This window comes from Halomonas sp. McD50-4 (genome assembly GCF_022348135.1).
GTDB lineage: Bacteria > Pseudomonadota > Gammaproteobacteria > Pseudomonadales > Halomonadaceae > Vreelandella > Vreelandella piezotolerans.
The window spans coordinates 1-13337 of record NZ_JAKRFG010000020.1; the positions used below are offsets into that span (position 1 = coordinate 1).

The following is a 13337-nucleotide window of genomic DNA, read 5'->3' on the forward strand; positions in this document are numbered from 1 at the left end:
GGGAAGTGTGTCTGAACGACGGGAAGTGGTTAAAAAGTAGGCAGTTTAAACCGTGCCAATAGGTTTTTAGTAGCATTACGTCTTGGGTAAGATACTTGCTGAGGTGCTATGAGAAATCCGGGCTAGGAACGATACGCGCTTTTTGCCACTTTAAATGACATCAGCATTTATTTAGCCATACCTTATTTACAACCATGAGCAACCGTTGGTTGCGCTGACCCCGTGCGCTTCTCCAGCCAGCGCCCCCAAGCAAAAATCACCAGGCCACACAGCGCAAGCCCCGACCCGACCAGTCCCGTGCTCGACCAGCTAAACCCAGCGCTAATCGCCAAGCCCGCCAGCCACGCGCCCAGCGCATTGGCACCGTTGAATGCCGCGTGGTTCATGGAGGCCGCCATGGTTTGGGCATCTTCGGCCACGTCCATCAGCCGCGTTTGCAACGACGGGGCCAGCGCCATGCTGGTGCCCACCAACCCCACGAACAGCAGTCCCGACCACACCTGGTTGGCAGCAAAGTAGAACAGCCCCTGCACCACAGCGCACCACACCAAAATGGTAGGAATGGCCCGCATCAGGTTTTTATCCGCCATGCGCCCGCCCACCAAGTTACCGGCGATGGAGCCCAGGCCAAAGATGACCAACACCAAAGGTCCCAGCGCTTCGCTCATGCCCGCCTGCTGGGTCAGCGTCGGCATGACATAACTGAAGATCGAAAACATACCGCCGCAGCCGATACAGGCAATCGCAATGGTCACCAGCACGCGCTGTTTGACCAGTGCGGAAAGCTCTCGCAACGGGCTGGCGTGAGCATCGACAGGCTGCACAGGCACAAACAGGCGAATCAACAGCGCCGTGAGCAGCGCAATGCCGCCGACCGCCGCAAAGGCGATCTGCCAGCCCAACAGGTTACCCGCCCAGGTGCCCAACGGCGCACCGATTAGGATGGCCACCGTCAGCCCCATCATGACGCGGGCGATGGCGCGCGCCCGTTGATCGACCGGCACCGCGCCGGCGGCCACCAGCGCCGCCACACCAAAATACGCCCCATGGGGCAGCCCTGCTAAAAAGCGCAGCCCGACGAACGACCAAAATCCCGGGGCCATGGCGCTGGCAATGTTGCCCAAAGCAAATACCAACATCAGTGCGATCAGCAGGGCTCGTTTAGGCACCCGCGCGGCCAGTGTCGAGATTAGCGGCGCCCCCACCACGACCCCCAGCGCATAACTGCTGATGGAGTAGCCTACTTGCGGCACGCTCACGGCTAGGTCTTCCGCCACGCGGTTCATCAACCCCATGATGACGAATTCGCTGGTGCCGATGCCGAACCCGCCCAGCGCCAGCACGAACTCCGCCCATCGCGGATGCCGCGCCAGCTCCGTTGATGATGATTGCATACCTCTCTCCCCAGGCGCTGTGTAAAGCGCCTGTTCACTGAAACGATCCTGGTTAACCGCAAATGATGGCAGGATTAGACGAAAGTATAAATATACGACGCTAAAAAAGTTAGCATGCAAAGGGCAAGGCATTCTGCACTTTCGCGTCATCATCAAAGTAGCAACTGCTAGGATGTTACGATGCTCTATTGATCAAGAGAGGTGGCCATGACTCCCTGTACCCTCGAGCGCGCCATGCAGGCCTTGACCAGCGCCGATCCCGACATTGCCCGCGCTTACCCCTTGGTCGGCGCGCCCAACCCGCGCCAGCGCGACCCGGGGTTTGCCACCTTCTTTTCGACCATCGTCAGCCAGCAGATCTCCACCGAGGCCGCTCGGGCGATCATGGGCCGGGTGAATACGCTGCTGCCCGAACTGCATGCCAAGGCGGTGATGGACGTAGAAGGCCAAGCACTGCGCGATGCAGGGCTATCGTGGCGTAAGATCGAGTACGCCAAAGGACTGGCAGAGGCGGAGCTTGCGGGTACGTTTAGCGCCGATGGTTTGGCGCATCTCAGCGATGACGAGGCCATTGCCGCGATTACCCAACTGCGTGGGTTTGGCCGCTGGAGCGCGGAGATCTACCTGATGTTCTCGCTCCAGCGCCCCGACATTTTCCCCGCCGACGATCTTGCGTTACGTGTCGCGCTGGGCCGGTTGAAGGGCCTGGAAGAGAAACCTACGCCGAAGCAGGCCCGACAGTTGGTAGCGCACTGGTCGCCCTGGCGCAGCGTAGGGTCGCTGTTTTTATGGCACTACTACCGCGGCGAGCCGGTGTAGAAGCAGCGCTTATCGACTTGGCCCTGCGCGTATGGCGTCATCGTCAGCGCCCTCCTCGTAGCCTTGGCTATCCACCGAGACGCGCCCTCGTCGCACGCGAAGAACGTCCGCCATGATCGCCAGGGCGATTTCCGCCGGGGTTTTGCTGCCCAAATCGAGGCCGATGGGCATGTGGATACGCTCGATCTCTGCCTCGCTCAGCCCGCCGGTTCGGCGCAGGCGCGCGGCCCTGGCTCGGGAGGTTTGTCGAGAGCCCATGACGCCAATGTAGCTCGCCGGGGTTTTGACCGCTTCCATCATGGCCAGGTCGTCGATTCGCGGATCGTGGGTCACGGCCACCACGGCGGTCGACGACGTACACATCCCCGGCAGGGCAATGTACTGGGACGGCAATTGGGGAACGAACGTCATCCCCTCGGGCCACTCGACACTGGCCGTGACCTCCTCCCGCGGATCGCATAGCACGACCTGATACCCCAACCGCAGGGCGAAGTGCGCGCACGCTTCGGCCACCGAGGAGTATCCGGCGAGAATGAGTTTGGCCACAGGCCCCACGCGCAGGAGCACGCTCTCCCCATGCGCCTCGTAGCACACACGCGGCCCGCCAGCGCTCGCGGGCGCCAGCGACGCGGCGCCATCGGCCAGGCTGACGCGTCGCAGCAACTCCTGCTCACCGGCCAGCGCCGCGCTGAGCTGCTCGAAATGCTGAACGTTCGCCGACGTCGCCTCGCGTCGCTCGACCAGCACATCGAGTATGCCGCCACAGGGCAGGCGCACCTGGGGATGGCCATCCCCACTCCCGGGGGCGCCATAGCGCACGATCACGGCGGGCATCGTGTACTCACCGGCCACCACCCGTGCGAGGAAATCCTCCTCGACACACCCGCCGGAGAGCGACCCCACGTGGTCACCGCTGGCGTTGGCCACCATGATGGAGCCCGGCTCCCGTGGGGACGAGCCAAAGGTCGACAGGACCGTGCAGTACCAAACCGTGTCGCCGCCCCTGGCCCACTCAAGGGCCTGCGCGACAACTTGGGCATCCAGACTCTGCATGCTCAAGTACTCAGCTGGTCAGCAACGGGCAATTGCCGGATACGCTTGCCCGTCGCCGCATAGATCGCGTTGCACAAGGCAGGAGCGACCGGCGGCAAGCCGGGCTCGCCGACGCCTCCCATGGCATCACCGGGATTGTCGATGAGATGCACCCTCACGACCTTGGGCGCATCCGGCATGCGGGGTATGAGGTACTTGTCGAAATTGCTCTGCTGGGCGACCCCGTCTTCAAAGGTCACTTCGCTCTTCAGCGCAATACCGATTCCCATCACGCACGCTCCTTCGAGCTGCGAGCGGATCCGCTCGGGGTTCGCCTGCGGGCCGCAATCGAAGGCGATGTCCGCCTGATGGATGATCACGCCGCCCTCGCTGTCGACTTCCACATCGAAGACGATCGCGGTATACGACACGAAGCTATGGTGAAACGCCAGCCCCAATCCACGCCCCTCGGGCATCTCGCGGCCCCAGCCCGCTTGCTCGGTGGCGCGCTCGATGACCCGGCGCAGGCGCGCGGTATCGATGGGATACAGGTCAGGGTTTTCACCGTAATTCCAGCCGTCCCCCAGGGTCAGGTTATCGATTTTGCGGTCGGGGCCGAGCAACGCCAGCGCGTACTCTTTGTGGTCGCGGCCAGCGGCCACGGCCATTTCATGGGCAAAGCTCTGGATCGCCCAGGCGTGAGGCAGGTTGTAGACGGCGCGAAACCAGCCGATGCGCACATGGGCGGGGGCAGGCGGGTTTTCCAGGCGCACCGAGGGAATGTCGAACGGCATCGTATTCAGGCCCATCCCCAGCTCGAACGCTTGCTTATGCTCAGGGTCCGGGGCAAACAGCGAGGCAATGCTGGGCGACAGGGTGCGGTGGAGCCAGCCCGTGGCGTTACCGTCGGCGTCGAGACTCGCCTCCAGATGGTCCACGGAGACCGCGTGAAAAAAGGCGTGCTGCACGTCGTCTTCACGGGTCCACTGCAGTTTGACCGGCCGGCCCTCGAACGCCTGGGCCACCCAGGCCGCTTCGCTCACGAAGTCCGGCTTGGACTTACGCCCAAAGCCACCACCCAGCAGCGTTTGATGGACGGTCACGTTCTCTAGCTCAAGCCCCAACACACTGGCCACCCCCTCGCGGGCGGCTCTGGGGTGCTGAACCGGCGCCCACGCTTCGGCTTTGCCGTCTTGGACACGCACGATGGCTACCGGGGGTTCCATGGGGGCCTGCGCCATGTGCGGCATATAGTACGTCGCCGCGACGCGCCGGTGGGCGCTACTCAGCGCGGCGTCCACATCGCCGGACTGACGAACCACCTTACCCGGCGACTGCGCCGCCTGCTCCAGCGCTTGCCGGTAAGCTTCTGAACGATAGTCGGCGTTATCGCCCGCGGCGCCGGTATCCCACTCGATGTTCAGCGCCTTGCGCCCCTCGATGGCCGCCCAGGTATTCGAGGCGATCACCGCAATGCCGCCCAGCGGATTGAATGCCGCGGGCTGTGTCGCCGTGTCGATGCGCATCGTTCGTTGAACACCGGGCACCTTGAGCGTTTCGCTGTCGTCGACGCTTTGGATGGTCGCCCCGTACACCGGTGGGCGAGCCACCACGGCGTAGAGCATGTCGTCCAGCGCCACGTCGGCGCCGAAGATCGCTTTACCGCTGACAATATCCTCGCCATCCGATGCCTTGGGCGACGACGACGTCAACTCACCGTTGACCCAGCCGCTCTCCTTGCCGACGAAGCGCAGCTCACTATCGGACTTCAACACCAGATCATTTCTGCTCGGCACGTCCAATTCACGCGCCGCCTCGGCGAGCTCGCCAAAGCCCAGCTCCCGCCCGGTGGCCGGATGGGTCATCTTGTGCAAGTCGGCGTGGACTTCCCAGACCGGCACTTCCCACCGCTGGGCAGCGGCCTGCTGTAGCATGAGTCGTGCCGCAGCCGCAGCGCGGCGAATCGGATCGTACCAGTGGCGCATGCTGCGGGAACCGTCGGTATTTTGGTTACCGTACTTCTCTTGGTCGGCGGGTGCTTGCTGCACGCGCACCTGCTCCCACTGCGCGCCCAGCTCATCGGCCGCCACCATCGCGAGACTGGTGCGAATCCCCTGGCCCATCTCGGCACGATTGTTGATGAACGTCACCAGGCCATCGGTATCGATCTGGATGAACACGTTGGGATCGTCCACCCAGCCACCCGGCATGGCGCCCGCCCCAAACTGCGCCTGTTGATTGGCCATGCTCATGTCCCAGCGAGCCGCCAGCAGCAGCGCCGACATACCGGCGATGCCTTTCAACACGCCCCGACGGCTGACGTTGGCCAGCAGCAATGCATTGCGAGAATCGCTCATGAGTTGGCCTCCTCACCGGCGGCGCGCTCCACCGCCGCCAAAATGCGGTTGTAGGTGCCACAGCGACACAGGTTGCCTGACATGGCGTCGATGATCTCCTGGGATTGCGGCGTCGGGTTGTGCTTGAGCAACCCCGTCGCGTTCATGATCTGGCCACCCTGGCAGTAGCCGCACTGGGCGACCCCTAGGTCCAGCCACGCCTGCTGCACTTTTTGGCCAACGGGGTCGTCCGCCATGGCTTCGATGGTGGTGACTTCACCGGTGACGGCAGAGACCGGCATCACGCAGGAGCGCGTCGCCACCCCATCGATATGCACGGTGCACGCGCCGCACTGGGCAATGCCACAACCGAACTTGGTGCCCTTCATGCCCACGACATCGCGAATCGCCCAAAGTAGGGGCATCGTGTCGGGGATATCGAGTGAATGCGACTGTCCATTGATGGTCAGGTTGATCATTGGTCTCTCCCAGTCCCGGTTATTGTCATTCGTTCACGGCGTTGCAGCGTCACTGCCTTGAGTCTAGCCAGTGAACAAAAATTAACCATTTCGCGCCATGATAGGGAACGAGAACCGCCAAGATTCCGACGAATCATCAAATAAATCGGACGAATAGGCATGAAAACGGTGCGCGACGACGTGTCCGCGCACCGCTCGCTATGCCGCCATGCGGCGACTTACGCGTCTAGCCCGCCAAACTTGCCGTTCTGGTAGTCTTCGACCGCTTGCACGATCTCGTCGCGGGTGGTCATCACGAAGGGGCCGTGGGAGTAGACCGGCTCATCGATCACCTCGCCATGACCAAACAGCAGGCGCGCGTCGCTGGCGGCCTCGATGGTGAGGTGGTCACCGTCGCGGTCGACTTCGATCAAATGGTGCGCTTTGACAGGCTCGCCACCCACCGTCACCTCACCACGTATAGAAACACCTGCCGCCCAGGGGCGACGGGAAGCTGCTCACGCGTACCCGCAGGCAGGGCGAGTGTGGACATGAACACGCCGGTCAGCGACTCGATAGGGCCTGACTGCCCCTGCCACTCCCCGGCGATCAGGTTGAGCGTACCGCCGCCCGCCAGTGGAACGGCGGGGATGCCGTCCTCCTGCAGGCCTACGTAGCGGGGCTCGCTCATCTTGAGCCGTGACGGCAAGTTGACCCACAGCTGCAGAATTTCCAGCGGCCCGCCGTCGCGCAGAAACTCCTCCGGCGAAATTTCCGCATGCACGATGCCGCTGCCTGCGGTCATCCACTGCACGCCGCCTGCGTGAATCACGCTCTGATGCTTGGCGCTATCCGCGTGGGCCAATGAGCCTTCCAGAATGAAAGTGACCGTCTCGAACCCGCGGTGCGGATGCGGCCCGAACGGCAGCCCCTGGTTGTTGGGCGGGTACGTCTGGGGGCCGTGGTGGTTCAAGAACAGAAACGGATCGAGCTGATCCAGCCCCGGCCCCGGCAGCGGCCGACGGGTGACCAAATCGCCGATGTCGTCCCGACGAGCCGCATGCTGAGCGACCACGCGGCGAACGGATGGGGTATTGGCTGATGACATAACGTCCTCCTTATCGATACGCCCAGCGTAAAACCTCAGTTGATGGATGAGGAGCGAATAATTTACCCCGGTTCATTGAAGGAAATGCACAGAAACCGCTAGCGGCTGGGAACGTTCAGCCGCCCCACCACCGTAAAACCCTCCTCTTGGGGGCGCACGACCACCATTTCTCCAGAGCTGACGCCGCCGCCGGTCAGCGCCGTGATATTCACCTGATGCGTGACCAGCAACAGATTCCCCGGCCCCTGCCACCCCGCCATACGTTCACGAGCCGCTTGGGTAATGGCCACCTGATCCCCACGCCCGCGAAAGAACGAATTCAGCCACGGCGCAGACATGACAGGCCCCACCGCCATCAGCTCAGCGGTGTCCAGCGCTCGGCACCACTGGGAGCTGTACACTGCATCGATCGCCACGCCCTGCTCCCGTAACGCCTGCCCCGCTGCCACGGCATGGGCGCGACCTTCGCTGGAGAGGTTGCGCTGGGTCTCGCACGCCTCCAATACGAACCCCGGCGGGTCGCCAATGCCGGGCGCCAGCGAATGGCGCATGAGAATGACCAAACCGCCCTCTTGGAGGGCTTGCCAGGTGGCGGTGTTGGCCTGAGCAGTGAGGGGTACAAGGCAAATCAGGCCCGAGAGCATGTACAGGATAAGAATGCGGAGCGGGGACATTGGCAAACCCTCTGATGAGAACGAACTCCCCCTCTTTTATCAAAATTTCGTGACGACGGTGACTCCCACGCCTTCGAACTTATCCATATCGATCAACGCCTGCACCGACTCCTCCAACGTAATGCGGCGGCCAATCAGCCGTTCGGGTGCCAGTTTGCCCGACTGGATCATCGCCAGCATGGCACCGTAGCGATGCGCCTGCATGCCGTGGCTGCCCAGAATTTCCAGCTCGTTGGCAATCACCTTGCTCATGGGGATGGCAGGCGTGCTGTAATCTGCCAGCATCAACCCTACCTGGACATGCTTGCCGCGCTTGCGCAAATTGCTAATAGAGTTGAAGCAGGTGGTGGGGTGGCCCAGCGCGTCCAGCGAGATGTGCGCGCCCCCTTGGGTGATCTCGACCACCGCTTCCACCACGTCGGCCACTTGATTGGCATTCACCGTAGCCACCGCCCCTAGCTGGCGCGCCAGGGCCAGCGCCTGCTCGGAAATATCCACCGCCACCACGTTGGCACCGGCTGCGCTGGCGATCATGATCGCCGACAGCCCCACGCCACCACAGCCGTGCACGGCCACCCACTGCCCGGCGGACACGCGGCCCTGGTCTATCACCGCACGAAAAGAGGTCACGAACCGGCAGCCCAGGCTGGCGGCGGTATCGAACGTCAGGGTGTCCGGCAGGGCGACCAGGTTTACGTCGGCGTAGTGAATGCTCACATTCTCGGCAAACGAGCCCCAGTGGGTAAAGCCCGGCTGAAACTGGTGATCGCACACCTGATGGTGACCCGCGTTGCACTCCGGGCAGGTGCCACAGCCGCCCACGAACGGCACGGTCACCCGATCCCCGACCCGCCACTTCGTCACGTCTTTGCCTACCGCTTCCACCACGCCGGACAGCTCATGGCCCGGCACATGGGGAAGCTGGATATCCGGGTCGTGGCCCATCCAACCGTGCCAATCGCTGCGGCATACGCCGTTGGCCATGACTTTGACCACGACGCCGTGGGGCTCGGGAGTCGGATCCGGCACCTGCTGAATAGTGGGCGGGGTAGAGAACTGCTCGAATACGACGGCTTTCATGGGCCACTCCTCAATATCTAGGCGGATGATTCGCTAAAGTGACTATAGCGAGCCTGACCTGAAATGAGCTTTCCATATCATGGACAACACTGACCAATGTGAAGCACTCTTTCTTTTTATAATGTGTATAAGAAAGGGACTTGCAATATGAGCTCACTGGATAAAAAAGACGCCAAATTAGCAGAATTACTTCAGTCAGACGGAAGGATGCCCAATGCGCGACTGGCTGAACAGCTGCATCTGAGCGAAGCCACCTGCTGGCGACGGCACAAACGCCTGGAAGAACTGGGGGTAATCGAAGGCTACCAAGCCATCTTCAATCGACGCAAAGTCGGTGCCAGCGTTCTGGCCTTTGTGCAAATTACCTGCACCCAACACAGCGAAGCCGCGACGGCGGAGTTCGAGCGCATCATCCAATCAAGCTCTCGGGTGCTAAGCTGCCACAACACCACCGGCGAGGCCGACTTCCTGCTACAGGTAGTCGCCAAAGACCTGGACGACTACAGCCACTTCGTCGAAACGGTGCTGCGCCAGCTGCCTGGGGTATCGAGCATCCGCTCCAACCTCTCGCTGAGGGAAATGAAAGCGACCAGTCATTTGCCGGTTGAGGAGTTGTTGGGGCTGTGAGCGAGGCAATGGAGAAGAGCGCTGAAAGAAGGTGTATTCAGCAGCCATAAGATGGATATAACCATGTCCATAAATGGCTAAAATAGCCTAAAATGGATATAGTAGTATCCAGATAAAGAAAGTGAGCTTATGCCCCGTGTTCTGTTGTTAGACGATACCGATGTTCAGCAGGCCTTTGCTGCCCACCTACGCAGGTTGCGTGAGCAGGCCAAGCTATCCCGTGCGGCGCTGGCGCAGCGCAGCAACGTGCCCGCCCCCACCATCAAGAAATTCGAAACGACCGGCCAGATATCCTTTCGCCAACTGCTGTTGCTCTGGCAAAGCCTGGATGACCTGGCACGGCTCTATGCGCTGACCCAACCCAATACCCTCGCCGCTAAACAGCCCTCCTCCATCGAAGAGGTGCTCAAAGAGGGTCTAGAAGTTTGAGCAGCGGTTGAACGTCAACGAACTAAGCTGATCGCGTTACTCAACCATCTGGCTCAACGCACTCCCGCGCGGTAGCTATCGGGCTCCAGCCAGAGCTGTTCGTGGAGATCGCCTTTCAGGAAAAATAGTTTCGGGCCCTTACGGAAGTTGAACAGGCGGAACAAATGATAGTGTTCAGAATGGGTGCGCGAACAGTTTAGCTCGTTAGGTGTGATGAAAAACGCGCACTCCTTGGCAAACGCGGTTGTTTTGACTTCGATCAGCCGGTCACGGCCGTCAGGCTCGAAGGAGCGGATATCGAACCCTAATCCATCGCCCTCAGTCACCGCGACGTGCTCTACCCGCTCAGCCAGCTTATCCAGCCCTGCTTGGAGCAGCCGATGCTGCTCAAACCGCATCACTAGGTGCTCACCTGCAAGCCCTAGCTCACGATTGCGGGTTTCCCGAGCCAGGTAGTCGCGTTTTTGCGGCGGGCGGACCGAATAATCAGCATGAAATTCGCGAACGCCTTGTTGCGGTGGTGTCGTTCTAGGAGGTTCGACAATGATACGTTCATCGACGATGCCAACGGTATCCACCACTGGGAGATCAGCAGCCAAACGTGCTGCTCGATCAACGAGCTCGTTGCCTAGCAACAGCTCCTCGACAACGTCAACTAGGCTTTGTTGATAGTTACTACGAGGCTTGTAGCCATCGACATAGGGGCAGTTAGCATCGCGCAACACTGCACTGATATTACAGTGCTTGAACTCAATGGCACCGGCCGAGCGGCCATCAAGCTGTGCCATCAGTGTTCGGTTAAGTGCACGCTTGTTATAACTTTGCCCGCTCAGTTCCGCTACTAACATCTGCCGGTAGGTAGCAACGGTTGCCTCTACCTCCCTTGCACTCCAAGCTATCGCTCGACTCATGTTCATCACTCAATATTCTGAATCTTAAAGTTGATCAAAAAAATAAACTTATAAAAATCAATAATTTAAATATAGATTACCGTAGATTAGACAGAATAACTACCCAAAACACTACCCACAAATCAATAGCTAAATACTGCTGCTGGGAGAGCTAGAATCAACCAATGATCGCAGCACTCACTACATCCAAGGCTCCTGAGTACTACCCCTAAAACACATGAGATGGGGTACGGTAACCTAGTCGCTTTCGAGGACATTCAATGGGCTTACTGACCGCCTTGTGCAGCTCAGAATCAGTAACGCCCCCTGGGGAAAGTATCTCTGTATCAGGCAACAGGCCTGCTCGTCACCCTCTAGCTGAAGGAGTAGAGGTCGCAAAAGTGAATATCTGTCGCCACCTCCTCGCATGCGGCTACGTGGATGGCGAACTCCCAACCGTTGTCCAGGACGACGGCTTTCATCGCTCTCCGCCGAGGTTTCATAAGCTGAATACGACAGCGCCCAAGCCGGACATAACGAGACCCTGGCCAGCAGCGCTTCAAATAGATAGCCAGTACAGCGTGATTAAGTCTCCTTCCCGTGCCCAATGAAGCGAGGCTCCGTGACGCCAGCCAAACGATGCTCGCCTAAGCGGTTAGAGACCCTACCAAGCTCTACGCTCCTGGCACGGACTCGGTTCTATTGCGCTACTCAGGCTAGAAATATGCTGATAGAGATCGCACTGCTGGCCTTATCATCCCTAATCAAGAGGTAGATCCATTTGTAGCTGACGCTCATGTCGATCAAAGGGACTATGAAACCGTTGATCAGCATTGGACTCTTTTCCTCGTGGAAATGTAAGGCGGCGAGATAATTATGCTGGGTAAGCGCTACATCTGCTTCTTGGCGTTACGATGTAGATGGTAACTATGTTGCTGCGCCTGTTCGGACTAATAACCTTTAGTTGTTGCATCACGACCCAGCTACCGACTCACCTTGCTACCACAAATGACAAAGGCTATCGCGACACGACTATGGCTCATGCCTATCCCCCATATAAACATTAACCTGTTATCGCGGGCCTGGTTTGGGTGTCGGTATGCCATGCTTAACTTTGATCAGTACAGCAGAAAAACCGGCGTTAGACTTCTTGCTTATACCATGCGATTCAAAGTGCTGCGATTATTTCATGATTCCAGGAAACTATGTGCAGAAAACTGTGCGATAATGAAGTGAGACTTCGACCAACAGATGAAGCTCTTTTCATTAGTAGTCGAGTAAACTTGTCACTCCTTTACCAGACGATCCACTTTGAATATTATTAAAGAGTTTAACGTCTTTGCCTTTATTTTCATTAACTCGCTGATGAATAAGCCAAGTTTTAAGAATCATATTTTTTATTGATCTTATTAATAGAAGAAGCACTAAAAGAAATAAAAATACACTGAAATAACCTGCATCATATACAATTATTTTTATAATGTTTTTTTCTAATATTTAGCGACTAATTTACGCGCCTGAGCTAGATTCTCTACTCGACTAGTTAGCGTTTCGCCTTTAAAGCGAACAAGATTCAATTCCGTTAAATGAGAAGCAAAAGTGGCTGAGTATGATATCATCAGTGCTTCGTACTCTGCTATATCACCAGCTTCTAAAGGCGAGCTATCTGCTCCTCCCACCTTGACCTCTAAAGCGCAACGCTGATCAATTTGCTCTGTCACTGCCACCATTAATTTTTCAATCACTCGTTGATATGCTTGCTCACGTTGCTCGTATTTTGAACGCTGTTTTTTTAATTGCTGCTGATAAGTTGCTTTTTCCTTCTGGACGTTTGCTGCAGCACGCTGATAGTCTTTCCAGGCGTCTTCAATTACTGTGCTCAGCTCTTTTACTTTAGAGTTATTGTGCTTCTTGGAAAGCTTTTCTAGCGTCGTCAAGGTAGCGACAGGTAACACAAATGTCGCCGATTTTTTATCACGTTGTTGGCGCACCTTTTTCTGCCGCCATGCATTCCTCAATTTCCCATAATGCTCGCGAAACAATGGGTCATGCATATTCTTTTCAATGGCATTGATTAAAGCGCCAGCACCTCCGGTTTGCGAAAGCCAACCATCTCTCAATGCTCGTTGAAACCCCACATGCCTACTCCTGAGGTAATCGGTTATCCAGTTCAGTTGAACGGAATCTTTGCTATCAATCCAGGCATGCGGAGATGTTGTCATAAAGTGATACGTCACGTTAGTCAGCGGAGGGTTGAGAAGGAAGGTAGCTAGCAATACGCATTGAGTATAAGCCGCTCGTTGTGTTGCCTCAACACACTGGCTGAAAATCCACTTCACCTTTTTAGAAAATTGCATAACACAGTCGTGTGACTAAGTCGCACAACACGGCATGTGACTTAGTCACACGACACAGCATGTGACTTAGTCATATTTTAGAGTGATACAAAAAAATACCCTTTTTTATATTCCTAAAAAAGGGTATTTTTAG

General features: G+C 58.1%; 11 protein-coding genes and 1 pseudogene. 3 read left to right on the forward strand and 9 right to left on the reverse strand.

Annotation, left to right across the window (positions count from 1 at the left end; all coding sequences use genetic code 11):
- Positions 1 to 182 precede the first annotated feature (182 nt).
- Positions 183 to 1394 carry an MFS transporter gene (locus MHM85_RS17360; protein ID WP_139526130.1) on the reverse strand — a complete coding sequence of 404 codons (1212 nt, stop codon included), beginning with the start codon at positions 1392 to 1394 and terminating at the stop codon, positions 183 to 185.
- Between the two features lie 207 nt (positions 1395 to 1601).
- Between MHM85_RS17360 and MHM85_RS17365 the strand changes: the two genes are divergently transcribed.
- Positions 1602 to 2213: a DNA-3-methyladenine glycosylase gene (locus tag MHM85_RS17365; RefSeq protein WP_139526131.1), complete on the forward strand. Its 612-nt coding sequence runs from the start codon at positions 1602 to 1604 to the stop codon at positions 2211 to 2213.
- A gap of 9 nt (positions 2214 to 2222) precedes the next feature.
- Here MHM85_RS17365 and MHM85_RS17370 read toward each other — a convergent pair whose 3' ends face one another.
- The 6 genes and pseudogenes from MHM85_RS17370 to MHM85_RS17400 all read right to left on the reverse strand — a co-directional run bounded on the left by MHM85_RS17370 (position 2223) and on the right by MHM85_RS17400 (position 8901).
- On the reverse strand, positions 2223 to 3266 hold the full coding sequence (locus tag MHM85_RS17370; RefSeq protein WP_239286506.1) for an XdhC family protein: 1044 nt from the start codon (positions 3264 to 3266) through the stop codon (positions 2223 to 2225).
- Between the two features lie 2 nt (positions 3267 to 3268).
- Positions 3269 to 5602: a molybdopterin cofactor-binding domain-containing protein gene (locus tag MHM85_RS17375; RefSeq protein ID WP_139526133.1), complete on the reverse strand. Its 2334-nt coding sequence runs from the start codon at positions 5600 to 5602 to the stop codon at positions 3269 to 3271.
- On the reverse strand, positions 5599 to 6060 hold the full coding sequence (locus MHM85_RS17380) for a (2Fe-2S)-binding protein (protein ID WP_139526134.1): 462 nt from the start codon (positions 6058 to 6060) through the stop codon (positions 5599 to 5601). Before MHM85_RS17380 ends, MHM85_RS17375 begins: the two co-directional genes overlap by 4 nt.
- Before the next feature lie 218 nt (positions 6061 to 6278).
- A pseudogene (locus MHM85_RS17390) lies at positions 6279 to 7147 on the reverse strand (pirin family protein).
- Positions 7148 to 7245: 98 nt separating this feature from the next.
- Positions 7246 to 7821 carry a histidine phosphatase family protein gene (locus MHM85_RS17395; protein ID WP_139526136.1) on the reverse strand — a complete coding sequence of 192 codons (576 nt, stop codon included), beginning with the start codon at positions 7819 to 7821 and terminating at the stop codon, positions 7246 to 7248.
- A gap of 39 nt (positions 7822 to 7860) precedes the next feature.
- Positions 7861 to 8901: a zinc-dependent alcohol dehydrogenase family protein gene (locus MHM85_RS17400; RefSeq protein ID WP_139526137.1), complete on the reverse strand. Its 1041-nt coding sequence runs from the start codon at positions 8899 to 8901 to the stop codon at positions 7861 to 7863.
- 147 nt (positions 8902 to 9048) lie between these two features.
- On the opposite strand from MHM85_RS17400, the gene MHM85_RS17405 reads away from it, so the two are divergent.
- Both MHM85_RS17405 and MHM85_RS17410 read left to right on the forward strand, forming a co-directional pair.
- Complete coding sequence (locus MHM85_RS17405) at positions 9049 to 9528, forward strand: Lrp/AsnC family transcriptional regulator (RefSeq protein WP_139526138.1); 480 nt, start codon at positions 9049 to 9051, stop codon at positions 9526 to 9528.
- A 129-nt stretch (positions 9529 to 9657) separates the two neighbouring features.
- Positions 9658 to 9957: a helix-turn-helix transcriptional regulator gene (locus MHM85_RS17410; RefSeq protein ID WP_139526139.1), complete on the forward strand. Its 300-nt coding sequence runs from the start codon at positions 9658 to 9660 to the stop codon at positions 9955 to 9957.
- Positions 9958 to 10010: 53 nt separating this feature from the next.
- Here the strand turns inward: MHM85_RS17410 and MHM85_RS17415 are convergent, their stop codons facing one another.
- Positions 10011 to 10868 carry a DUF3883 domain-containing protein gene (locus MHM85_RS17415; RefSeq protein WP_196781570.1) on the reverse strand — a complete coding sequence of 286 codons (858 nt, stop codon included), beginning with the start codon at positions 10866 to 10868 and terminating at the stop codon, positions 10011 to 10013.
- Between the two features lie 1469 nt (positions 10869 to 12337).
- Positions 12338 to 13204, reverse strand: coding sequence for an HMG-box domain-containing protein (locus MHM85_RS17420; RefSeq protein WP_239286509.1), 867 nt, complete (start codon positions 13202 to 13204; stop codon positions 12338 to 12340).
- Between the last annotated feature and the right edge of the window lie 133 nt (positions 13205 to 13337).

Bases quoted from the DNA above. Each gene is read 5' to 3' on its own strand.
- MHM85_RS17380 (WP_139526134.1), bottom strand. From the start codon at position 6,060: ATGATCAACCTGACCATCAATGGACAGTCGCATTCACTCGATATCCCC.
- MHM85_RS17410 (WP_139526139.1), top strand. From the start codon at position 9,658: ATGCCCCGTGTTCTGTTGTTAGACGATACCGATGTTCAGCAGGCCTTT.
- MHM85_RS17420 (WP_239286509.1), bottom strand. From the start codon at position 13,204: ATGCAATTTTCTAAAAAGGTGAAGTGGATTTTCAGCCAGTGTGTTGAG.
- MHM85_RS17370 (WP_239286506.1), bottom strand. From the start codon at position 3,266: ATGCAGAGTCTGGATGCCCAAGTTGTCGCGCAGGCCCTTGAGTGGGCC.
- MHM85_RS17395 (WP_139526136.1), bottom strand. From the start codon at position 7,821: ATGTCCCCGCTCCGCATTCTTATCCTGTACATGCTCTCGGGCCTGATT.
- MHM85_RS17405 (WP_139526138.1), top strand. From the start codon at position 9,049: ATGAGCTCACTGGATAAAAAAGACGCCAAATTAGCAGAATTACTTCAG.
- MHM85_RS17415 (WP_196781570.1), bottom strand. From the start codon at position 10,868: ATGAGTCGAGCGATAGCTTGGAGTGCAAGGGAGGTAGAGGCAACCGTT.
- MHM85_RS17365 (WP_139526131.1), top strand. From the start codon at position 1,602: ATGACTCCCTGTACCCTCGAGCGCGCCATGCAGGCCTTGACCAGCGCC.
- MHM85_RS17375 (WP_139526133.1), bottom strand. From the start codon at position 5,602: ATGAGCGATTCTCGCAATGCATTGCTGCTGGCCAACGTCAGCCGTCGG.
- MHM85_RS17400 (WP_139526137.1), bottom strand. From the start codon at position 8,901: ATGAAAGCCGTCGTATTCGAGCAGTTCTCTACCCCGCCCACTATTCAG.
- MHM85_RS17360 (WP_139526130.1), bottom strand. From the start codon at position 1,394: ATGCAATCATCATCAACGGAGCTGGCGCGGCATCCGCGATGGGCGGAG.